Annotated in this window: 21 protein-coding genes; 10 read left to right on the forward strand and 11 right to left on the reverse strand. The window is 67.3% G+C overall.

The features are described 5' to 3' along the window. Positions 1-40: 40 nt before the first annotated feature. Positions 41-1,894 (reverse strand): ABC transporter transmembrane domain-containing protein, encoded by a 1,854-nt coding sequence (locus tag H9656_RS06075; protein ID WP_191743289.1) that lies wholly within the window; start codon positions 1,892-1,894, stop codon positions 41-43. Between the two features lie 132 nt (positions 1,895-2,026). On the opposite strand from H9656_RS06075, the gene rpmE reads away from it, so the two are divergent. Then, positions 2,027-2,251 carry a 50S ribosomal protein L31 gene (rpmE, locus tag H9656_RS06080; protein WP_025978193.1) on the forward strand — a complete coding sequence of 75 codons (225 nt, stop codon included), beginning with the start codon at positions 2,027-2,029 and terminating at the stop codon, positions 2,249-2,251. A gap of 153 nt (positions 2,252-2,404) precedes the next feature. Then, positions 2,405-3,964 carry a L,D-transpeptidase family protein gene (locus tag H9656_RS06085; RefSeq protein ID WP_191743290.1) on the forward strand — a complete coding sequence of 520 codons (1,560 nt, stop codon included), beginning with the start codon at positions 2,405-2,407 and terminating at the stop codon, positions 3,962-3,964. A 143-nt stretch (positions 3,965-4,107) separates the two neighbouring features. Here the strand turns inward: H9656_RS06085 and rcdA are convergent, their stop codons facing one another. Then, positions 4,108-4,512, reverse strand: coding sequence for a protease adaptor protein RcdA (gene rcdA, locus H9656_RS06090; RefSeq protein ID WP_404821555.1), 405 nt, complete (start codon positions 4,510-4,512; stop codon positions 4,108-4,110). A 207-nt stretch (positions 4,513-4,719) separates the two neighbouring features. Continuing rightward, positions 4,720-4,941, reverse strand: coding sequence for a DUF1192 domain-containing protein (locus H9656_RS06095; protein WP_191743292.1), 222 nt, complete (start codon positions 4,939-4,941; stop codon positions 4,720-4,722). Between the two features lie 64 nt (positions 4,942-5,005). Between H9656_RS06095 and H9656_RS06100 the strand changes: the two genes are divergently transcribed. Further along, positions 5,006-5,977 carry an NAD(P)H-quinone oxidoreductase gene (locus tag H9656_RS06100; protein ID WP_191743293.1) on the forward strand — a complete coding sequence of 324 codons (972 nt, stop codon included), beginning with the start codon at positions 5,006-5,008 and terminating at the stop codon, positions 5,975-5,977. A gap of 58 nt (positions 5,978-6,035) precedes the next feature. Here H9656_RS06100 and H9656_RS06105 read toward each other — a convergent pair whose 3' ends face one another. After that, positions 6,036-6,665, reverse strand: a complete 630-nt coding sequence (locus H9656_RS06105) for a beta/gamma crystallin-related protein (RefSeq protein ID WP_191743294.1) — start codon at positions 6,663-6,665, stop codon at positions 6,036-6,038. Between the two features lie 216 nt (positions 6,666-6,881). Here H9656_RS06105 and H9656_RS06110 point away from each other — a divergent pair, with 216 nt between their 5' ends. Continuing rightward, on the forward strand, positions 6,882-7,547 hold the full coding sequence (locus tag H9656_RS06110; RefSeq protein WP_191743295.1) for a DUF1013 domain-containing protein: 666 nt from the start codon (positions 6,882-6,884) through the stop codon (positions 7,545-7,547). An 84-nt stretch (positions 7,548-7,631) separates the two neighbouring features. On the opposite strand, the gene H9656_RS06115 is transcribed toward H9656_RS06110, so the two are convergent. Beyond that, positions 7,632-7,805, reverse strand: coding sequence for a YdcH family protein (locus tag H9656_RS06115; RefSeq protein WP_191743296.1), 174 nt, complete (start codon positions 7,803-7,805; stop codon positions 7,632-7,634). A gap of 126 nt (positions 7,806-7,931) precedes the next feature. Here H9656_RS06115 and H9656_RS06120 point away from each other — a divergent pair, with 126 nt between their 5' ends. The 3 genes from H9656_RS06120 to H9656_RS06130 are packed head-to-tail and all read left to right on the forward strand — an operon-like array spanning position 7,932 to position 9,268. Next, positions 7,932-8,537, forward strand: coding sequence for a UbiX family flavin prenyltransferase (locus tag H9656_RS06120; protein ID WP_191743765.1), 606 nt, complete (start codon positions 7,932-7,934; stop codon positions 8,535-8,537). Continuing rightward, positions 8,534-9,004 (forward strand): TIGR02444 family protein, encoded by a 471-nt coding sequence (locus H9656_RS06125; protein WP_191743297.1) that lies wholly within the window; start codon positions 8,534-8,536, stop codon positions 9,002-9,004. Before H9656_RS06120 ends, H9656_RS06125 begins: the two co-directional genes overlap by 4 nt. A 39-nt stretch (positions 9,005-9,043) precedes the next feature. Continuing rightward, positions 9,044-9,268: a YdcH family protein gene (locus tag H9656_RS06130; RefSeq protein ID WP_191743298.1), complete on the forward strand. Its 225-nt coding sequence runs from the start codon at positions 9,044-9,046 to the stop codon at positions 9,266-9,268. On the opposite strand, the gene H9656_RS06135 is transcribed toward H9656_RS06130, so the two are convergent. The 4 genes from H9656_RS06135 to H9656_RS06150 all read right to left on the reverse strand — a co-directional run bounded on the left by H9656_RS06135 (position 9,265) and on the right by H9656_RS06150 (position 16,460). Continuing rightward, positions 9,265-9,738 carry an Lrp/AsnC ligand binding domain-containing protein gene (locus tag H9656_RS06135; protein ID WP_191743299.1) on the reverse strand — a complete coding sequence of 158 codons (474 nt, stop codon included), beginning with the start codon at positions 9,736-9,738 and terminating at the stop codon, positions 9,265-9,267. The genes H9656_RS06130 and H9656_RS06135 overlap by 4 nt on opposite strands. A gap of 139 nt (positions 9,739-9,877) precedes the next feature. After that, a complete protein-coding gene (locus H9656_RS06140; RefSeq protein ID WP_191743300.1) occupies positions 9,878-11,668 on the reverse strand; it encodes a DUF885 domain-containing protein in 1,791 nt (596 codons plus the stop codon). Positions 11,669-11,758: 90 nt separating this feature from the next. After that, complete coding sequence (locus tag H9656_RS06145; RefSeq protein WP_191743301.1) at positions 11,759-14,704, reverse strand: TonB-dependent receptor domain-containing protein; 2,946 nt, start codon at positions 14,702-14,704, stop codon at positions 11,759-11,761. Between the two features lie 79 nt (positions 14,705-14,783). Continuing rightward, positions 14,784-16,460, reverse strand: a complete 1,677-nt coding sequence (locus H9656_RS06150; RefSeq protein ID WP_225212248.1) for an amidohydrolase family protein — start codon at positions 16,458-16,460, stop codon at positions 14,784-14,786. A 393-nt stretch (positions 16,461-16,853) separates the two neighbouring features. Here H9656_RS06150 and H9656_RS06155 point away from each other — a divergent pair, with 393 nt between their 5' ends. Continuing rightward, positions 16,854-18,257 carry an amino acid permease gene (locus H9656_RS06155; protein ID WP_191743302.1) on the forward strand — a complete coding sequence of 468 codons (1,404 nt, stop codon included), beginning with the start codon at positions 16,854-16,856 and terminating at the stop codon, positions 18,255-18,257. 45 nt (positions 18,258-18,302) lie between these two features. Here H9656_RS06155 and H9656_RS06160 read toward each other — a convergent pair whose 3' ends face one another. Beyond that, a complete protein-coding gene (locus H9656_RS06160; protein WP_191743303.1) occupies positions 18,303-18,905 on the reverse strand; it encodes a GGDEF domain-containing protein in 603 nt (200 codons plus the stop codon). A 127-nt stretch (positions 18,906-19,032) separates the two neighbouring features. Between H9656_RS06160 and purE the strand changes: the two genes are divergently transcribed. Beyond that, positions 19,033-19,539, forward strand: a complete 507-nt coding sequence (purE, locus tag H9656_RS06165) for a 5-(carboxyamino)imidazole ribonucleotide mutase (protein ID WP_191743304.1) — start codon at positions 19,033-19,035, stop codon at positions 19,537-19,539. After that, positions 19,539-20,612, forward strand: coding sequence for a 5-(carboxyamino)imidazole ribonucleotide synthase (locus tag H9656_RS06170; RefSeq protein ID WP_191743305.1), 1,074 nt, complete (start codon positions 19,539-19,541; stop codon positions 20,610-20,612). The genes purE and H9656_RS06170 overlap by 1 nt, the downstream gene beginning before the upstream one ends. 26 nt (positions 20,613-20,638) lie before the next feature. Here the strand turns inward: H9656_RS06170 and H9656_RS06175 are convergent, their stop codons facing one another. Next, positions 20,639-21,304 (reverse strand): COQ9 family protein, encoded by a 666-nt coding sequence (locus H9656_RS06175; protein WP_191743306.1) that lies wholly within the window; start codon positions 21,302-21,304, stop codon positions 20,639-20,641. Between the last annotated feature and the right edge of the window lie 125 nt (positions 21,305-21,429).

The raw sequence follows: 21,429 nt of genomic DNA on the forward strand, positions 1-21,429 counted from the left end.
GGCTCCGCGCCACCTCCCCATGTCATGGGGAGGAGAAGGCTCACGTCCCCTGGAACTGCAGCTTGGCCAGACGCGCGTAAAGCCCGCCCTTGGCCGACAGTTCGGCATGGGTGCCTTCCTCGACCACCTCGCCGCCGTCCATCACCACGATGCGGTCCGCGCGCAGCACCGTCGCCAGGCGGTGAGCGATGACCAGGGTCGTGCGCTCGGACATGGCCTGATCCAGCGCGGCCTGCACCAGACGTTCGTTCTCGGCGTCGAGCGCGCTGGTCGCCTCGTCCAGCAGCAGGATCGGCGCCTCGCGCACCAGAGCCCGCGCGATGGCCAGACGCTGGCGCTGGCCGCCCGACAGGCTCTTGCCGCGCTCGCCCAGCGGGGTGTCGAAGCCCTCTGGCAGGGCGTCGATGAAGCCCAGCGCCTGGGCCTCGGCGGCGACGGCGCGGGCTTCGTCCAGCGTGGCGGCCTCGCGGCCGAAGCGGATGTTCTCTAGCGCCGAGCCCGAGAACAGCGGCGCCTCCTGCGACACCCAGGCGAAGCGGTTGCGCACCGCGACCGGATCGGCCGCGCGCACGTCCACCCCATCCACCGACACGAGACCGGACTGCGGGTCATAGAAGCGCAGCAGCAGGCGGAAGACCGTCGACTTGCCCGCCCCGGACGGCCCGACCAGGGCCACGGTCTCGCCCGGCCGCACGGTCAGGCTGAAGCCCTTCAACGCCGGCAGGTCGGGGCGGCCCGGATAGGCGAAGTCCACCGCCGACATCGACACCTCGCCGCGCGGCTGAGGCAGGGCCACCGGGCTGGCGGGCGGCGCGATGGCGGGGGTCGCCCGCATCAGCTCGTCGATCCGCTCCATGGCCCCGGCGGCCTTCTGAACATCGCCCCAGCTTTCGCCCAAGGCGCCCACGGCGCCCGCCGCGAACACCGACAGCAGAACGAACTGCAGCAGGGCGCCCGGCGTCATGGTCCCGGCGATCACGTCCTGCGCGCCCAGCCACAGCACCAGGGTCACGCCGCCGAACATGACGACGATGATCATGGCGGTCATCACCGCCCGCGCCCGCATCCGCTTCAGGGAGACGCCGAACGCCTCCTCCACCGCCGCGCCGAAACGACCGATGGCGCTCTTTTCGCGGCCGAAAGCCTGGACCGTCTCGATGGCGTCGACGCTTTCCCCGGCGAAGCCTACGGCCCCGGCGAAGGTGTCCTGCGACTTCACCGTCAGCTTGCGCACGATGCGCCCGAACAGGAACAGCGGCACGATCAGCACCGGCACGATCAACAGGACGAATGCCGTCAGTTTGGGGCTGACGAAGAACAGCAGGACCACCCCGCCGATCAGGGTCAGGAAGTTGCGCAGCGCATAGCTGATGGAGGTGGTCAGCAGGGTGTCGACCAGCTGGATGTCCGTGGTCAGGCGCGACAGCACCTCGCCCGTTCGCATATGGGCGAAGAAGACCGGGTCCAGCGTCAGGATGCGCTGGAACAGGGCCGTGCGCAGGTCGGCGATGATCCGCTCGCCGGTCTTGGTCACGTAGAAATACCGCAGCGCCGTCGCCAGCCCCAGAATCACGGCGTTCAGGCCCAGGATCAGGAACCACTTGTCGATGTCGGCGCCGCCGTTCTCGAATCCCTGATCGATGGCGCCGCGCGCCGTCGCCGTCAGGGCCAGGGAGGCGATGGTCGAGCCGATCAGCCAGAGCGCCGAAATGCCCGCATCCACCTTGTGCCGTCCCAGAAAAGGCAGCAACCGCCCGAGCGGACGGATGTTGCGGCTCTTGGCGCGCTTGCCCCCCGCTTCATCCATCTGTTCGGCCAGGACGGCGCCTGCGCCGGGGCGGCCCTCGGGTTGTCCTGTGGGTTGGGCGTGACGTTGCGGTTCAGCGTGGGTCATGGCCGCGCTCTTGCCCCGGATCGCACCCCGGTGTAAACGCCGCCCCTCGCTCCCGTCGCGCTCCGTGGCGGGATTCTCTAATTACGCGCAGTGACGGTCGGCATCGTCGTCGCGCAGAGACGGACAAGATCGATGAAAGCGGACACGCACCCCGACTACCACTTCATCACTGTTGTGATGACCGACGGCACCTCCTACCAGACCCGTTCGACCTACGGGAAAGAGGGCGCCACGCTGAACCTGGACATCGACCCGACGTCTCACCCGGCCTGGACCGGCGGCAACCAGCACCTGATGGACCGCGGCGGCCGCGTCTCGCGCTTCAACAACAAGTTCGGCGGCTTCATCAAGAAGTAAGCCACGCTTGCTGCGACATGTTCGCCACAAAAGCGTCGGTCCCCGGGCCGGCGCTTTTTTGTTGCCTGGAACGCCGTTAGCATGGGCGCGTTCGATCCCTCGGGGCGTGGGCGTTGGGTCCGGGCCGAGATCGGACCACAAGAGTTGCAGACGATGAATCGACGGGAACTGGGCCTTGGCGTCGCTACGACAAGCCTGACGCTGGCCGCTGCGGGCGGCGCAATGGCCCAGACGCGCACGACTGACCCCCAGGTTTTCATCGCCGGTTTCGACGCTCAGGCCGGACGCCTGCCTGCGGCCCAGCAGGCTGAAGTCCGCGCCGTCTACGAACTGACCCAGGGCAAGCCGATCTGGACCGCCGACCGCCTGCGCGTGCTGCAGGAAGTTGCTGCCGGGGCCGAGCGCCACGGCCTGCCGGCCGGAGATTTCTTCGACTTCGTCGGCCTGGCCGCCGACCGTGAAACGGCCGAGATCCGCACCACCGCCGCCGCCCTGGCCTACGCCCGGGTCTTGGCCGAGGGCCGCATCCGGCCCGAGACGGTCGAGGAACTGTGGGAGATGCAGAAAAACAGCGTTGACCTGCCGCGCGGCCTGGTCGACGCCGTCGCCGCCAACAAGCTGAGCCAATGGTTCGATGCCCTGCCCCCGACGGACCTTGGCTACACCAATCTGTCGGCCGGGTACGCCCGCTATCGCCGCATCGCCCGCGAGGGCGGCTGGCCCGCCTTCCGTCTGGACAGCGGCACGATTGAACCGGGGACCAGCGATCCGCGCATGCCCGCCCTCGTCGCTCGGTTGGCCGCCGAGGGCGATCTGAGCGCCGCCAACGCCCAGCGCCTGAAAGGCAATCTGGCTTACGGCCCTGAGTTGCAGCAGGCGGTGCGCAGCTTCCAGACCCGCCACGGCCTGGGCGCCGACGGCCGCATCGGCGCGGCCACCCAGCGCTCGCTGACCGCGACGGCCGAGGATCGCGCGCGTCAGATCGCCCTGAACCTGGAACGCCGCCGCTGGCTGAAGCGCGACCTGAACCCCGAGCGCATCGAGGTCAACACCGCCGCCGCCATCATGGTCTACTGGAAGGACGGCAAGCCGGTTCACTCCAACCGCGTCATCGTCGGCACCGCGGCCAACCAGACGCCCAGCCTTGAAAAGCCCTTCGCCTCGGTCGTGGCCAACCCGCCGTGGACGGTGCCGATGGGGATCGCGCGTCGCGAAATCCTGCCCAAAGGTCCCGGCTACCTCGCCGCCAACGACATGTACGTGAACGCCGACGGCTGGGTCGTGCAACGCGCCGGCCCGAAGTCGTCGCTGGGCAATGTGAAGTTCGAGCTGCAGGACAGCTACGCCATCTTCCTGCACGACACCCCGGCCAAGCACGCCTTCAACCTGTCGGTGCGCCAGCGCAGCCACGGCTGCGTGCGGGTGCAGGACGCCATTGGTTTCGCCCGCCTGCTGCTGTCGCCCGACGCCACGCGCCTCGCCACCTTCGACGAGGCGCAAGCCAGCGGCGAGACCAAGCGGGTGACCACCGGCCGCAACATTGGCGTGCGCCTGCTGTACTGGACCGCCTTCGTCGACGGCCAGGGCCGCGTCGCCTTCCGCGAGGATGTCTACAAGCGTGACGCCAAGCTGGCCCAAGCGCTCGGCATCGCCGTCAACCTGCCGCAGGTGGTGGCCGACGCCCCGATCGACCCGGACGAAGTGACGCCTTAAGCCGCCCTTGGCTTTCCTCCCCATTTCATGGGGAGGGGGACCACGAAGTGGTGGAGGGGCTTACGGCGGCGGAACCAAGCAGCCCCTCCGTCTCGTCGCTTGCAGCGCCGATCCACCTCCCCATTGCATGGGGAGGAGAAGCCTTAGCCGAAGGCGGCGCGCAGCAGGTCCATCTGGCTCTGCACCGGATTGGCGGAGGTCGTCGCCGGCTCGACATACATCTGTCGATCCAGGTGCAGGACGCGGTCGTAAAGCTTCTCGGCCCGCACGGCGTATTCGATCAGGGCGATCGGCAGGTCGCCGCGACGCGGCTCCGTCTCGATGCGGCGATCGGCCAGCCGGTAGCGGGGATCGCCCGCCGCCTCGGCGCTCATGTCCTGTTCGCGCACGGCGCGCTGGACCAGCAGCCACGAAGCGATCTGCATCAGCCGCGTGGTCAGCTTCATGCTCTCGCCCGCATAGGACAGGGCCGCCGCCCGCGATAGCAGGCGCGAGTCCTGGCGACCGTCCCCGTCCAGATAGGCGGCGGTCTCCTCGACCAGTTCCATGCCTTCGCGGAACGTCCGCTCGAACAGCTCGGAGCGGGCGAAATCCAGCACTTCGGCTCCGGACAGGCCTGCCGGGCTCAGATTGGCTTCAATGGCGGTCACAGGCGTCCATCCAAGAATTTCATGCATCCGCTGGCTGCAATCGTCATGCCACGGAAGTCGCCTCTTCGGGAGAGGGCGGTAAAAACCATCCCCAGCCGCCGTCTCTCAGCGGAAGTTGAAGAGCGCATCGGCGGCGCTGCGTTGCGACGACTTGCCGTCGATGGCCGCCTTGCAACGGGCGATCTCGGCCTCAAGAGCGGCGATCCGCTCCTGAAGTTCGTCCACGGCGTAGAGGTCCAGGTCTTCGCGGCCCAGGGCGGCGATCGCCTCGCCCCGCTGCGGCCGGGGCTCCAGATCTTCGAAACTCAACCTCGCCTCCTTGGCCATTGAGGGCGCGAACCCCTATGTGAACGCCGCATTGAAGAGGAATGCAAGCAAGGGAGGCTCCGCCATGCAGGCCATAGAGATCGAAAACGGACGCGGCCCCGCCGACGCCCTGCGCCTGACGACGCGCCCCCTGCCCGTTCCGGCTCCCGGCGAGATCCGCATCCGAATGCGGGCTGCCGGGGTCAACCGCCCCGACATTGTCCAGCGTGAGGGCCGCTATCCGCCCCCGCCGGGCGCCTCGGACATCCTGGGATTGGAGGTCGCCGGCGAAGTCGAGGCCGTGGGCGACGGCGTGACGCGCTGGGCCGTCGGCGACCGGGTCTGCGCCTTGCTGGGCGGCGGCGGCTATGCGGAGTACGCCGTGGTCGACGCCCGGCATGCCCTGCCGATCCCCGACGGTCTCGACTTCGTGCAGGCCGCAGCCCTGCCTGAGACCGCCTTCACCGTCTTCGCCAATGTCTTTGAGGGCGGCGGGCTAAAGGCGGGCGAGACCCTGCTGATCCACGGCGCCACCAGCGGCATCGGCGTGATGGCGATCCAGATGGCCAAGGCGGCCGGCGCCCGCGTCATCGCCACCTCGCGCGGTGCCGCCAAGGCCGAGGCCGCGCGCGCCCTGGGCGCCGACGTCAGCCTGGACGCGACTCAGGACGACCTGGCCGCCGCCATCAAAGAGGCAGGCGGCGTCGACGTGGTGCTGGACATGGTGGGTTCGGCCTATGCCGAACTGAACCTTAACGCCCTGAAGCCAGGCGGGCGCTGGGTGGTGATCGCCACCCTGACCGGAGCCAAGGCCGAGGTCGACCTGATGCGCATCATGCTGAAGCGTATCGTGCTCACCGGCTCGACCCTGCGCAGCCGCCCCGCCGACGAAAAGGCGCGCCTGGCCGCCGCGATCGAAGCGACCGTCTGGCCTTGGGTCGCTGCCGGCGCCGTCAAGGCGCAGGTGGAGGCGACCTTCCCTCTGGCCCAAGCCGCCGCCGCGCACGCCCATCTGGAAGCCGGGTCCCACGTCGGCAAGATCGTGCTGCTGCCCTGATAAAGAAAAGGCGGGAGACCGAAGCCTCCCGCCTTCACCATCGAACCGTTGTTACAGCCTACCAGCGACCGCCGGCGCGAGCCGGGCGCAGGGACGAGATCTTGTCGTTCATGCCCGTATTGCGCAGGTCGCGGACATCGCCGCGCACGACCTCGCAGCGCCCGCGGTAGTTGGCGTCTTCGCAAACTTCCCACGAGCCGCGCGACAGGCGGATCGAGCTGATCGCGTCGTTCATGCCGACATTGCGCAGGTTCGGGATCTCGTCGCGGAAGCTCATCGACTGGCCGCGATAATTGGCGTCGCGGTAGACGGTGATCGAGGACTGATTCCAGCCGCTGCCCTGACCGGGGCGATCGTCATTCCAGCCGCCGCCGGGACGGCCCGGGCGGCCGCTGTTCTCGAAATCGCCCTGCACGCGGCCGCAGGCCAGCCGGCCGTCGCGGTTGACGATCTCGTCGTTGGAGCAGCGCGACAGCTCGATCGAAGTTTCGCGAACGTTGCCGCGCATGTCGCGACAATCCGCATAGAGCCGGCCACGGTTCACATAGGAGCCGGTGCAGCTTTGCGTGTAGGAGCCGCGCGGCGCGCCGCGCGTCTGGGCCTGCGCTTCAGCCGTGCCCACGTTGACGACGGAGAAGCCGCCCGCCGCCATGACCAAACCTGCCGCTGCAACCACGAACTTCTTCATGACACGGTCTCCCTAGAGGTCTCTTCCGGCGCACAACGCGCCCTGGTCCTGAATGTTCATCAGTTCAGATGAACCTTTGCTGTACGGTCCCGACAGACGACGTTTTCATTTCGAGCGAAATCACCTATAACGGGTCTCTCGCGCCCGGCCGAAAAGGTCGGGCGCCGTCGATTCAAACGCCCGTTTTTCGGGCCGCAACCGCCGGGATCCATGCCCATGACCGACATCCTGATGCCCAAGGCCACCGCGGTCTGGCTGGTGGACAACACCTCGCTCTCGTTTGAGCAGATCGCCGACTTCTGCGGCCTGCACCCGCTGGAGGTGCGCGGCATCGCCGACGGCGACGTGGCTCGCGACATCCGCGGCGCCGACCCCATCGTCAACGGCCAGCTGACCCGCGAAGAGCTGGACAAGGCCCAGAACGACGCGAACTACCGCATGAAGGCCGTGGTCAGCCGCCACGCCGAACTGCTGAAGCCGGCCAAGTCGGGTCCGAAGTACACGCCGGTGTCGCGCCGTCAGGACCGCCCGGACGCCATCATGTGGTTCGTCCGCAACCACCCCGAAGTGACCGACGCTCAGATCGCCAAGCTGCTGGGCACCACCAAGGCCACCATCGAGAGCGTGCGCAACCGCACCCACTGGAACTCGGCCAACATCAAGCCGGTCGACCCGGTGAGCCTGGGGCTCACGGGCCAGCTGCAGCTGGATGATGTGGTCCGCAAGGCTGCTGACAAGAAGGCCAAGGACGACGCCAAGAACGGCGTCCTGCAACCCATCGCGGCCGAGCCCGAGCCGGAAGTCGTCGTCGAAGACACCGAAGAAGAATACGGCATGGGCGCCGATCACACCGCTGAATCGGTGTTCGGCTCGCGCGACTGATCCTTTCGGTTCGTCGACGAATTCAAAACGGCCCCGGAAGAGCGATCTTCCGGGGCCGTCGTCGTTTTCAGATGGGGCGCCGCGTCAGTGAGCGCGGGCTTCCAGGCTGCTGATCTCTTCCTTAAGTCGAAGCTTTCGCTGCTTCATCTCCCTGAGGTGTGTCGGGTCCGCGGAGGGGCGGCGCATCTCCTGCTGGATGGTCTCATCCAGCGACCGATGCCGATTACCCAGTTCGCGAATACGAGCCTCGATGGTCATGGCTTGCGCCTCCATGTGTAAGGGACCACTACACTGAGCGCCCGGTTCGGCGGGGTGTGGAATCACATTGCAGTGACCCTTGCCGCTCCGGACACGGAGAGATTGGAGGCGAATTTGGCCGATGTTGTGAACTCCACCGTTCGGGCGCCAGCGCCCTCTCGGCTAGTCGTTGGAATCTCTGGCGCTTCCGGAGTCGTTTATGGCGCGCGCGTGCTGGATGCGCTGCGCGAACTGGGCGTCGAGAGCCATCTGGTCGTCACCCGCGCCGCCCTGCTCACATTGTCGCAGGAGACCGATCTCACCCCCGACGAACTGACGGCCAAGGCCGACGTGGTCCATCGGCTCAATGACGTGGGCGCCACCATTTCCTCCGGCTCCTTCCGCACCCTGGGAATGATCGTGGCGCCTTGCTCGGTGCGGACGATGAGCGAGATCGCCACCGGCGTGACCTCGACGCTTCTGACCCGCGCCGCCGACGTGACGCTGAAGGAGCGCCGCCCGCTGGTGCTGATGGTGCGCGAAACGCCGCTGCACCTGGGCCATCTGCGCACCATGACGGCCCTGGCCGAGATGGGCGCCGTCATCGCCCCGCCCCTGCCCGCCTTCTACGCCCGGCCCGAAAGCCTGGAGCAGATGATCGACCAGTCCGTCGGGCGGGCGCTGGACGTCTTTGGTCTGGACTGGGCGCCGGTGCGGCGCTGGGAAGGGCTGAAGGGCGGGATCGAGGCATGAGCGACGACCTGTGGACCTGGGCCTGCGCCGCCTACGCCGCGCCGGGGGTGAGCGAGGCCTGCCTGTCGCTGCAGGACTATCACGAGCAGAACGTGCCCCTGCTGCTGTGGGCGGCCTGGACCGCCGTCACCGGCCGGCGCCCGGACGAAGAGACGATCGAGGCCGCCTGCGACACGGCGCGCGCCTGGCAGACGACCACTATCGCGCCGCTGCGCGCGGTGCGACGCACCTTGAAAGGGCCGGTGCCGGACCTCGAGACCGAGGCCCGCCTGGCTGTGCGCGAGCAGGTGAAGGCCGCTGAACTAGCGGCCGAGCGCCATCTTCTGGAAAGCCTGCAGGGCCTGTCCCCCGCCCCTTCCGGCGCTGCGCGTCCGGCCGTGGACGCCATGGCCGACGCGGCGCGCCTGTGGGACCGCGTGGTGCCGCGACCGGGGCTGACAACCCTGGCCGACCTGCTTCCGAGCTGACCCCGGCTCAGCTATAATCGCCTGGTCCGGGGCCCGATGATGAACGACGACGAACCTTACCTGTCCGAAGAAGACGAGGCGCTGCGCGCCGAGTTGACCCGCCTGCTGCAGGAGCACGCCGACCTCGACGCCTCGATCGAGGCGCTGGGCCATATGCCTGCGCCCGATCAGCTGATGATCGCCCGGCTCAAGCGCAAGAAGCTGGCCCTGCGCGACGACATCGTGAAGCTGCAGGATCAAATCCTGCCCGACATCATCGCCTAGAGCGGCAGGACCGAGGTATCCTTGACCTCTTCCATCACGGCGTAGGTTCGCGTCTCGCGCACGCCGGGCATGGTGATCAGGGTGTCGGCCAGGAAGACGCGATAGGCGGCCATGTCCTTCATCCGCACCTTGACCAGATAGTCGAAGCCGCCGGCCACCATGTGGCACTCCAGCACCTCGGGCGAGCGCCGGATGCGGTCGGCGAATTGGTCAAAGATGTCCGAGGTCGTGCGGTCCAGCAGCACCTCGATGAAAATCAGCAGTTCCCGCTCGGCGAACTTCGGATCGATCAGGGCCGTATAGCCGACGATCACGCCCCGTTCGCGCAGGCGGCGCACCCGCTCAAAACATGATGACGCCGACATGTTGCAGGCGGAGGCCAGGTCCTGGTTGGTGATGCGGCCATCCTGCTGCAACACCCTCAAGATGCGGCGATCCGCGTCATCCAACTTGTAATCCGCTGTGCTCATGCGCGGCTCCCCCTTACGCATCTACCCCACTCCAACTTTGTCAAACCGCCTGCTGATCCGCAATGGACCAGCAGGCGGGCAGACCGCGATCTGGGAGGAAATCGTCGGCCAGAAGATCGCCTATGTGGAAAAGGCCCGCCTATTCGGCGCGGCGGGCCCCGGCGGCCTGTTTACTCTCGGCGATGAAGGCTTCCATTTCAGCCGTCATGGCCGGAATGGTGGCGACGCCCAAGGCCAGCAGGTGATCGTGGAACGCTTTGATATCGAAGTTCGCGCCCAGTTCGGCCTCGGCCTGACGGCGCAGGCGCACGATTTCGATCTCGCCCAGCTTGTAGGCCAGGGCCTGACCCGGCCAGGTGATGTAACGGTCGATTTCGGTGCCGACCTCATGGTCCGAAAGGGCCGTGTTGCCGCTCAGGAAGGCGATCGCCTGGTCGCGCGTCCAGCCCTTGGAATGCAGGCCGGTGTCGATCACCAGGCGCGCCGCGCGCCACATCTCGTAGTTGAGGCGTCCGAAATCCTCATAGGCGTCTTCATAGATGCCCATCTCGACGGCCAGTTTTTCCGTGTAGAGCGCCCAGCCCTCCCCGAAGGCGGAGATGCCCGCCTGCGAACGCCATTCGGGCAGTTCGGCGTGCTCGCGGCGCAGGACGCCGTGCCAGGCGTGGCCAGGGTTGCACTCATGAACCGTCAGGGCGGGGATGTTGTAGCGCGGCCGCGAGGGCAGGTCATAGGTGTTCAGCAAGCACGCGCCATTGCCGCCGCGGCCTGCCGTATAGAAGGGCGCGATGGCCGGCGGAACCGGGATCAGGCTGAAGGTGTCGCGCGGCTTCAGGTTGAAATACTGCCCCATCTTGCCGTCGACCTTCTTGATCACCCAGGCGCCGTGCCAGAGCAGATACTCGGGCTTGTCGTACTGGAATTGACGGTCGGTCTTCAGGAAGGTCAGGAACTCGGCGAAGCTGCCGGTCCAGCCGGTGCTGCGCATCACCGCTTCCATTTCGGCGCGGACGCGGGCCACCTCGGCGCGGCCGATCTCATGGATCTGGTCCGGCGTCAGGTTGACGCTGGTGTATTGGCGAATCTGCGTCTGATAGAAGTCGTCGCCGTCCGGCAGGCGGTTGGCGCCCAGGGTGTCGCGCGCGCCCGGCACATAGTCCTCGCGGATGAAGCTGAGCAGGGTGCGATGGGCGGGCACGACCTGCTGCTGGATCACCTGGACAGCCTCAGCGCGCAGACGCTGCTTGTCGGCGTCCGAGATCGTCGACGGCATGTCGATGAACGGCTTGTAGATCGGGTTGGCCTGCGGTTCGCTTGGCTCGGTCACGGCCAGGATGGAGACGTCCCGCCCAGCCAGAGAGGCTTTCGGCTGGGTGAAGCCGCGCGCCAGGCCGGCGCGCATATTGGCGATCTGCTGGTCGAAATAGCGCGGCGTGTCGCGCAGTTGGGACAGGTAGCGGTCATAGTCCTCCACCGAAGTGAAGGTCTGGTTCGCCATGCCCGAGATCGAGGACCAGAACGAGCTGTCCGAGTTGAAGGGCATCTCGTACAGGCGGTGGCGGCCGTCATCGACGAAGTTGTCGATCTGGTGCTTGTAGACCGCGTAGTTGGTGCGCTCGGACGGCGAGAGTTGGCCCGGCGCAATGGCGCTCAGGCGGCGCTGCACGTCGGTCCAATAAGCCAGCCGGCGCTGCTGGGTCGCGGCGCTGACGTCGGGCAGGTTCGACGGTTTGGAAGCGCGCGAAGGAATCTCTTTCCGGCGCCAGGCGTATTCCTCTTCGGCGATGGCGCGGAACTGGGCGTCGAGCGCGCTGGCGGTCGACGCCGTGGCGTTTGCGGGCGCCGAGGCCAAGGCCGATGTCGGCAGGGCAGCGAAGGCCAGCGCGCCGACGGCGGCGGCGATGGCGCTGTATGCGGTCAGGGTCTTCATCGGTTTCTCCCCCATAGTCGTCGGACGCCTGCTCCAGGCCGCCCAGAGTGAAAGGCCGCCCGTCGCCGGGCGGCCTTCCTTGTTTGCGGATTAGAAGCGCGCGTTCACGCCGATATAGGCGTAACGGCCCAGGTTGTTGTAGACGCTGGCGTTGAACCCGGTGTTCAGCGAGGTTCCGGTCCAGGTGAACGGCGTCTGCGGCGGCTCTTCATTGGTGAAGTTGTTCACCCCGGCGAAGACCGAGAACTTGTCGAACCGGTATTCCGCCCGGATGTCGTGCGTCAGCCAGGACGGCGCCTTGTAAGGCTCATAGGCGCCCGCCGGATCCTGGTTGCTGCGCACCATGCTGCTCAGATACTGGTTGGCGTAGGACAGCGAGACCCGGTCGTAATCCCAGGTGACGCGGAAGTTCATCCGGCGCTTGGGATTGGGCAGTTCGCCCGCCTGCTCGTCGCGCACGCTGGCGTCGCCGGGAACCGGATCATAGGTCAGATCCTCCAGGAAGCCGGCCGCCGCGTTGAACGACAGCGAGCCGTAGTCCGGCAGCCCCAGCTTGGCCAGATCGGTGCGGTAGGACGCCGTCACGTCCCAGCCCGAGTTGGTGTACTCGGCGACGTTCAGCACCTGGTTCATCACCCGGGTGATGTTGCCGTCCGAGCCGCGCGACACGCTGGCGCAGAACGGGTTGCTCAGGTTCGGGCTATCGACGCAGTTGTTGATGATGTTGCGCCAGCCCAGCGAGGCGATGACGTCGCTCATCTTGATGTCGTAGTGGTCGATGGTGACGGCCAGGCCGGGCAGGAACGACGGCGTCAGGACCACGCCCAGGGTCAAGGTCTCCCCCTCTTCCGGGTTCAGATCCGGGTTGCCGCCGCTGACCACCGGCCGGGTCGCCGTCGACTGGACGAAGTCGGGCGACAGGCCCAGGGCCGCACAGTTTGCCCGGCGGTTGGCCGAGGCGCTGCCCAGGTTCAGACGCGTGGCGTCGCACGGGTCTTCAATCTGGCTGTAGCCTTCGCTGCCGCCGCCGAACAGTTCGTTGATGTTGGGCGAACGTACAGCCTTGGCGAAGTTGCCGCGGAAGCGGATGTCGCGGTTGACCGTCCATTCCAGACCCAGGCCGTAGCTGCTGTCGCCGCCCGTGGTGGTGTAGTCCTGGTAGCGATAGGCCGCCGTCAGATCCAGGTACTGCACGAACGGGACATCGGCCATCAGAGGAAGATTGATCTCGCCGAAGACCTCCTTGGACTCATAGCGGCCGTCGGTGATCTGCTGGGCGTTCTGGAAGATCAGCCCCTGCTGAGAACGCTCGTCCGGGACGGAACGCGCATATTCCTTGCGCCACTCCACGCCCGCTGCGAAGGCGACCGGCAGGCTGGTCCCGCTGAACAGGGACGGATACGAGAACAGCTCGCCATTGACGCTGGCCACGGCGTTCCACTGACGCGTGACGTCGTTTCGCACCGTGTGGATGTAGGAGTAGTCGATCGCTTCCTGTGAGGCGATGCCCGCCCCGAACAGGTTCAGCGGCTGACACCCGCGCGACCGAGCGTCTGCGCTGCGACAGACGATCTGGCCGTTCAGGTTGATGGCGTCGATCGACTCATAGAATTCCTTCTGCAGGCGATCGAAGTTGGTGAACTCCGACTCGGTCTGGCCGTAGTTGACGTAAGCCTCGAACCGCCAGCCGTTGCTGAAGGCGCCGTCCACCCCGGCGACGAAGCGGGTGGTGTCGTACACGCTCTCGTAGGTGCGGATGCCGAAGTCGCGGTCGTTGCGGGTGATGTCGAACTGAGTCACCCCGGCGGTGGCCAGCATGGCGCGCAGGTCGCTGGGCAGGAAGGCGTTGTCGGCCTGAATCCGATAGGCGTTGCCCGTCGCCATGCCGGGCACGTCGCCGGCGAAGGTGCCGTTCTCGCGCTGGCTGGTCGCTTCGGTGTGGAAATACTTCGCTTCGGCGAACAGGTTCAGTTCGCTGACCACGTCGCCCGACGGCTGGAACTGGTGGCGCATCTGCAGTTCGCCGCCGTACCGCTCGACCGGGGTGCGCAGGGCGTCTTCGCTGAACTTGAAGCCGTCGCCGCCGATGGAGACCTTTTGCGGGCGGCCGTTGCCGTCCACCACAACCTGTCCGCGGTCGAACGGCACCAGCTTGCCGTCCGGCGTGAAGGTCAGGCTGTAGGCCGCATTGCCGCCGATCGGCGTGACGATCACCGGGGTGAAGCTGTCGTTGGTGATGTTCGTATAGACGTCCCGGGCCATGATGAAGGACGGCTGCCCGTCGTCCGGGCTCTTCTTGTTCGGGTTCGGGATGTAGGCCAGGCCGCTCATCGCGTAGTCGCGCTCGTGCCGGTACAGGCCCTCGGTCTTGTCATAGGTGGCGGCGGCCATGACGTTGGTGCGGCCGTCGTTGAAGTTCCGGCCGATCGCCACGGAGCCATAATAGGTGTTCGGGCCGTCGGCGGAGCCGTACTGGGCCTGGGCCGCGACGCCCTCGAAGTCCTGTTTGGTGATGAAGTTCACCACGCCGGCCACGGCGTCGGCGCCATAGACCGCCGAAGAGCCGCCCGTCACCGTGTCGACGCGAGCGATGGTGGTCTTGGAGATGGTGTTGACGTCCACGGCGCTGGTGCCGCTCGACCCCGCCACATGGCGGCGACCGTTGACCAGGACCAGGGTCCGGCTGGCCCCGAGGTTGCGCAGGTTCAGCGTCGCCAGGCCCTGGCCGGCCACCGTATTGGTGGTGCTGGACGCCGATGCGCCCAGGCCGACCTGCGGCTGGCGGGCCATGGCGTCGATCAGGTTGGTGACGCCGATGTTCTCGATTTCCTGGGCATCGACGACGTTGACGGGCGTCGACGCCTCCACGTTCGGGCGGCGGATGCGCGAGCCGGTCACGACAATGTCAGCGACGGCGCTGGCTTCCGGCTCAGGAGCCGGGGTCTGGGATTGAGCCCAGGCGGGTTGGGCGGCGGCGGCCGTGACAGCCAGACCGGCGATCATCGTCCCGGTCTTCAGGTACGCAGACAGTCTCATTGGATCACCCCTCGTTTTTTTTGATGTGAAGCAGACGCCGCCGTCCCCTCTCGGCAGCGCCCGCCTCGTCTGTTGTGGATCAGCGCTCTGCTGGCGCCTCTCCTCGTTCGGCTTTTTGCCGATCGACCATGGCCCGCACGTCGGCCAGCAGGGCCGGCGCGTCGTAGGCGACGCCGCGCGCCACCGTCCAACGCACCCCGCCGACCGTCTCGATGCGGTTCTCAGGGCTCAGGCGCTCATGCCCGGTGCCGTAAAGCGTCTTGAAGTTGGCCAGCGGGTTCTCGGTCGTGATGACCAGATCCGCGCTCATGCCCGGCCGCACGATGCCGAAGGTCGGCGCCTTGCCGGTCGGCTCGGCCAGGGTCATGGCGCCGTCCATCGTCGCCGCGCGGACGATCTCCAGCGGGTGGAAGCCCGCCTCCTGCAGCAGCTCCAGCTCTTCAACGTAGCCGAAGCCGTACAGCTTCCAGATGAAGCCCGAATCGGACCCCACCGTCACTCGGCCGCCGACTTTCTTGTAGTCGTTCAGCAGCCGCATGAACCGCTCGTAGAAGCGGCGCCACGCCACCTCGTTCGACGTCGTCCAGTCGAAGAAATAGCTGCCGTGGTTGTCGCGCGTGGATTGGAAATAATCCGCCAGCGTCGGCAGGGTGTAGGCCTGGTGCCAGGGGGCGTTGCGCGCCTTCATCAGATCGCGCGACGCGGCATAGATGGTCATCGTCGGATCGAAGACGACGCCCGCCTCCTTCTGGGCCTCCAGATAGGCGTACCACTGCGGCGAGCCGGGCTCGACCTCGTCCCAGATCTCGGCGGCCTCACCGAAGCGTTTCTGCTCATCGTAGAAGTTGTAGTCGGCCGGATAGTCCTGGATCGTCCGCCCGCCCAACAGCGACTCGAAGTGGCCGTAGAAGTGGGTGATCGTCCCCAGGCCCGCCGCCGCCAACTGTTCGGCGTTCAGCTGAGCCACGCCTGGTTGGGCGATGTGGGCCACCGTGCCCATGCCGACCTTCTTGGCCTCGTCGAGGGCGGCCAGGACCACCTCAGGCGTCTCGTCGCCACGCAGGAAGAATTTGATCCCGTCCACGCCGTTGGCCGCGCCCCAGCGCACCCATTCACGCGCCATCTCGGGGTTGCGGATGCGGCCGCGCGACCAGCCCGAGCCGATCGTCTGATAGTTGTAGATGCGTGGGGCGACGATCTCGCCCCGGGCGGAACGGGCCTTTTCCGACACGGCGATGTCGTGCGGCGCCAGGCTGACGCCGCGCACCGTCGTCACCCCGTGGGCCAGCCACAGCTTGTAGACATACTCCAGGTCCGGCGCCTTCTGCGGGCTGCCGCCGTGGGCGTGGGCGTCGACGAAGCCCGGCATGACGTACATCCCGCGCGCATCGATCTCGTGCGCGGCGTTCAGCGGCGGGCGCCCCTCGCGTTCCGGCAGGCCCGGCCAGCCGGCCTGGATGATGTCGGTGATCTTGTCGTTCTCGATGACGATGTCCACCGGCCCCATGGGCGGCGCGCCCGTGCCGTCGATCAGCATGGCGCCGCGGACCACCATCAGCGGATAGGGGCCGTACCCCTCCCCCGCCCGGCGCGCCGGCGCCGGGTTCAGGCTGGCGCGAGCCGGGGCCGCCTGAGCCTGCGCTTGGGCCTGAGCTTGGGCCGAAGCCACGCTCGGCGCCGTCGCCAGCATCAGGGCGGCCGCACAGGCCGCGCCGGCGCCGCTGAAGATAGACCTAGTCTCTAAACGCGTCCGCAAGCTCCAATCCCTCCCAAGATCGACGGTCTTTCAGACCCGTGCCAGCGCAAGTCCGGCCCCTCAGCCCGACCCCAATTCGCTACCACCCCAAGGCAGACAAGAGCTTCGGATATTCTCCGCCCTGCGGAATAAAATTCACGAAGAAGCGCCTAGTCGTATACGTTCTTCGAAACCCAATATTTCTGACCTACAAAGCGAAAGAGGCGTTGTTTATCCGACAATTCTGATTTTATGATCCACTGAAGGCGACAAAACGCGGCAGATTGGGGTCGTTTTTTTTAGCCACGTTCAGCCGCCGATTGCGCTGCGCGCCAAGAATGCTGCGTCATATCGACGGTATTCCGAATATATTTTGTTCCATCGAACAACATTCGCAACGTCTGGGGGAGACGCATGAGTTTCTTGACACGCCGCAAGGCCCTGCCTGCGCTGGGGGGCGCAGCACGCAAGGCAAATGGGCTGAAGCCCACCCTGTCCTGGCCGCACCTGGTCGCCCTGGGCGTCGGCGCCATTGTCGGCACAGGGATCTACACGCTGATCGGCGTAGGGGCGGAAAGAGCCGGGCCAGCTGTCATGCTCGCCTTCCTCATCGCCGGGATTGTCTGTGTCTGCGCCGCCCTGGCCTATGCCGAACTGGCGACGATGATCCCGGAATCAGGATCGGCCTACACCTATTCCTACACCACGCTCGGCGAAGGCGCGGCCTGGATGGTCGGGTGGAGCCTGATACTTGAGTACACCGTCGTCTGTTCGGCGGTGGCCGTTGGCTGGGCGGGGTATTTCTCCGGAATGATGGAGGGCATCGGCCTGGGCCTGCCCGCAGTGCTGACCTCGGCGCCGTCCCAGGGCGGCATCGTCAACCTGCCCGCCGTCGTCATCGTCGCCGCCGTGGCGGGTCTGCTGGTCGCCGGCACGAAGGAAAGCGCCTCGATCAACGCCGCCCTGGTGGTGGTCAAGATCGCCGCCCTGATCGCCTTCGTGGCCATCGCCCTGCCCCACTTCAATGCAGACAACCTCAAGCCCTTCATGCCCTACGGCTTCTCGCACGGGGTCGGGGCGCAGACCGGCGTGATGGCGGCCGCGGCCATCATCTTCTTCGCCTTCTACGGCTTCGACGCCGTGGCCACGGCGGCGGAGGAGACCCGCAACCCCGCCCGCGACCTGACCATCGGCATCATCGGCTCCATGGTCGCGTGCGTAGCCATTTATATGGCCGTGGCCATCGCCGCGCTGGGCGCCATGCCCTTCACCGAGTTCATGAAGTCGCCTGAGCCGCTGTCGCACATCATCCGCACCGTCGGCTCGGACCTGTGGGCCACCCTGATCGCGGGCGCGGCCGTCGTGGCCCTGCCCACCGTCATCCTGGCCTTCATGTTTGGCCAGAGCCGCATCTTCTTCGTCATGGCGCGCGACGGACTGCTGCCGCGCAGCCTCGCCCATGTGTCCAAGCGCTCGGGCGGCCCTGTGCGCGTCACCGCGGGCACAGCCGTGCTGATGGCGATCATCGCCGGCTTCTTCCCGCTGGGCGACCTGGCGGCGCTGGCCAATGCGGGGACCCTAGCCGCGTTCGCGTCGGTCGGCCTGTGCCTGATCGTGCTCCGGCGCCGCGAGCCGGGCCGTCCGCGCGTCTTCCGCGCCCCGGTCTGGTGGCTGGTGGGGCCGATCGCCATCGCCGGCTGCGTCTATCTGTTCTTCAGCCTGCCAGCCTCGACCCAGATCAACTTCGTCATCTGGAATGCGATCGGGGTGGCGGTCTATCTGCTCTACAGCCGGCGCAACAGCCTGCTGAACGGCTAAACAGAAATGGGCGCCGAGGCTGACCTCGGCGCCCATTTCAATTCGTCAGCGGCTCGCTTCAGGCCGCGCCTTCTTCCTCAGCCACATGGCCGCGTCGGCCTCGGACAGCCACACCTCGGCGTCAACCTGGTCCGCATAGGCGCGCACGCCGAACGAGCCGCCCAGAGGCAGACGCTCGCCTTCCCAGACGAAGCCTTCGCTGTTCAGCGCCTCGCTCAGCCGCAGGGCCTTCTCGCGACCTTCCTCGGCGCCCGCGTTCATCAGCACCACGGTGAACTCATCCCCGCCCATGCGGCCCACGGCGTCGGACTCGCGCACATTCGCCAGCAGCAGCTCGGCCACCGCAATCAGGGCCGCGTCGCCCGCCGCATGGCCCAGGCGGTCGTTGACTCCCTTGAACCCGTCCAGATCGAGATACAGCAGCGCCGCCTCGATCCCGTGGCGGCGGCAATAGGCCAAATTGCGCGCCAGCACCGTCATGAAGCCGCGCCGGTTCAGCGCAGGCGTCAGCACGTCGTGATCGGCCAAGGCCTCGGCTCGTTCAGCCCGCTCGGTAAGCGCCGCTATCTCGGCGCGCAGACGCGTGATCTCAGCCTGCAAGTCCGCCTTCGCGTCCGCAGCGGTCGTCTGTTCGGCCAGGTGGTTCAAGGCAGGCTCCGACGCCGCATTTCCGGCCGACTCAAGGCCCCGCGACGCAGCTGAGTCTAGCGTCCTCGGTTGCGGGCGCAACGCGGGTGCTGTAACGGGCCGCTTTCCGCATGGGGAGCCTTTGCGCATGACCGCCTCCACGCCGCCGGCCACGACGCCTCCTGTCGCCATCATCATGGGCAGCCGCTCGGACTGGCCCACGATGAAGCTGGCCGCCGACCGCCTGGACCAGCTGGGCGTCGCATGGGAGGCCAAGGTCGTCAGCGCCCATCGCACGCCCCAGCGCCTCTATGACTTCGCCACGACGGCCAAGGACAAGGGCTTCAAGGTCATCATCGCGGGCGCTGGGGGCGCGGCCCACCTGCCGGGCATGGCCGCCTCGATGACCGACCTGCCGGTGCTGGGCGTACCGGTCCAGTCCAAGGCGCTGAAGGGCCTCGATTCCCTGCTCTCCATTGTCCAGATGCCCGGCGGCGTGCCCGTCGCGACCCTGGCTATCGGCGAGGCGGGCGCCGCCAACGCCGGAATTCTAGCGGCGCAGATCCTGGCCCTGTCTGACGTCGCCCTCGCGGAGCGTCTATCCGCCTTCCGCGCCGCCCAGACCGAATCCGTCGCCGAAAGCGTCGAAGACTGATGCCCGATCTTCCCCTGCCTCCCGGTTCGACCCTCGGCATTCTCGGCGGGGGTCAGTTGGGCCGGATGCTGGCGCAGGCCGCCGAACGTCTGGGCTTCGACGTGGTGATCCTCGACCCCCAGCCGGACTGCCCGGCCGCCCGCGTCTCGCGCGCCCAGATCACCGCCCCCTATGACGACCCCGACGCCCTGCAGGCGCTGGGCCGCCTGTGCGACGTCGTCACCTTCGAGTTCGAGAACGTCCCCGCCGCCTCGGTCGAGACCCTGGCCGAAGCCGGCGCCCTGGTCGCACCGGGACCGACGGCCCTGGCCGTGGCTCAGGACCGGGTGGACGAGAAGACCTATCTGAACGCCGTCGGCGCCCCGACCGTCGATTTCGCCGCCGTGACGACGCTGGACGACCTGACCGCCGCCATCGACCGCCTAGGCCTGCCCGCCCTGCTGAAGACTCGCCGCGAGGGCTATGACGGCAAGGGGCAGGTCTGGATCCGCGACGCCGCCGACGCCCAGGCCGCCTTCGACGCCATCGGCCGCCGCCCCGCCGTGCTGGAAGCCGCCGCCGTCTTTAATCGCGAGCTGTCCGTGATCGCCGCGCGCGGCCGCGACGGCGCCGTCGCCGTCTATCCCTTGGGCGACAATGTCCACCAGAACGGGGTGCTGAAGACCACCACCGCCCCCGCCGCCGTCGATCCGGCCACGCAAGGACGCGCCGAAGCCATCGCCGCGGCGGTGCTGGACGGCCTCGACTACATCGGCGTCATGGGCATCGAACTGTTCGACATGGGCAGCGGAGAGTTGCTGGTGAACGAGGTCGCCCCTCGCGTCCACAACACCGGCCACTGGACCCAGGACGGCTGCGTCTGCGACCAGTTCGAGCAGCACGTCCGCGCCGTCGTCGGCTGGCCGCTGGGCCCGAGCAACGCCCACGCCCGCATTGAGATGACCAATCTGCTGGGCGACGAAGTCGAGCAATGGCGCACGCTGGCCGCCGAGCCGAACGCCCGGCTGCACCTTTACGGCAAGCACGACGCCCGGCCGGGGCGGAAGATGGCGCACGTCAACCGCATCCTCTGAACCCTCTCCCATCGGGAGAGGGTTGGTTACGCCTTCGCGCCGTAGCGCAGCCGCCCCAGCGCCTCGGTGATCGTGCGGACGGGGGCGTCGAAATCCTTGCCCGCCTTCCACTTCTCGAAGGCCATGACGTTTTCGATGCGGCGGGCGACAAAGGCTTCCGCCGCCTCGCGCCCGTCGAACCAGCGCATGGTCAGGGCGGGAATCAGGATGCCGCCCAGAATCGCCCGCTTGGAATAGTGATTCTGGTCCGTCGCCGTGTCCCCGGCCCAGCGCCAGAGATGATCCGCTGTCTCCCACGCCAGCTTGAAGCCAAGGTCGACATTGGTCGGCAGGCTGAGGAAGCCCGCGCAACGCTTGGCCGCTTCGATGTCCTGCGCTCCCGCCTCCATACGCGCCGAGACGGCGGCGGCGATTCGTTCGCGAATCTTCATCGTCGATGCGGGCGTGGCTTCCAGCGCCTTCAAGGCGCGCGCGTCGTGGCGGCGCGACAACAGGACCGCCAGATCGCGCGCCCCGTTAGGCAGCAGCAGCTCCTGGTCGCCTAGCGTCAGGCCGCACGCCTCGCACGCGGCGCGCGTCAGGCGCGCGTTCCAGCCCAGCGCGGGCGCGCGTTCTATGGCCGCGTCCAGAACGGCCTGTTCTGTGCGGTCGGCCCAATCGCCTTTCGGAGCGGTCTCGGCTGTCTCGGTCATGGGCGGCACGATACGCCCATACGGCGGGCGTTTCGACCCATCACGATTAGGCGCGACGATCTGGACACGCCCCCCCCGATCATGTATCAGCGCGCCTTCACTCGAGAGGGCTTCCTCTTGAGCGT

Origin of the sequence: Brevundimonas guildfordensis, from assembly GCF_014836405.1 — a bacterium.
Classification (GTDB): Bacteria; Pseudomonadota; Alphaproteobacteria; order Caulobacterales; family Caulobacteraceae; genus Brevundimonas; species Brevundimonas guildfordensis.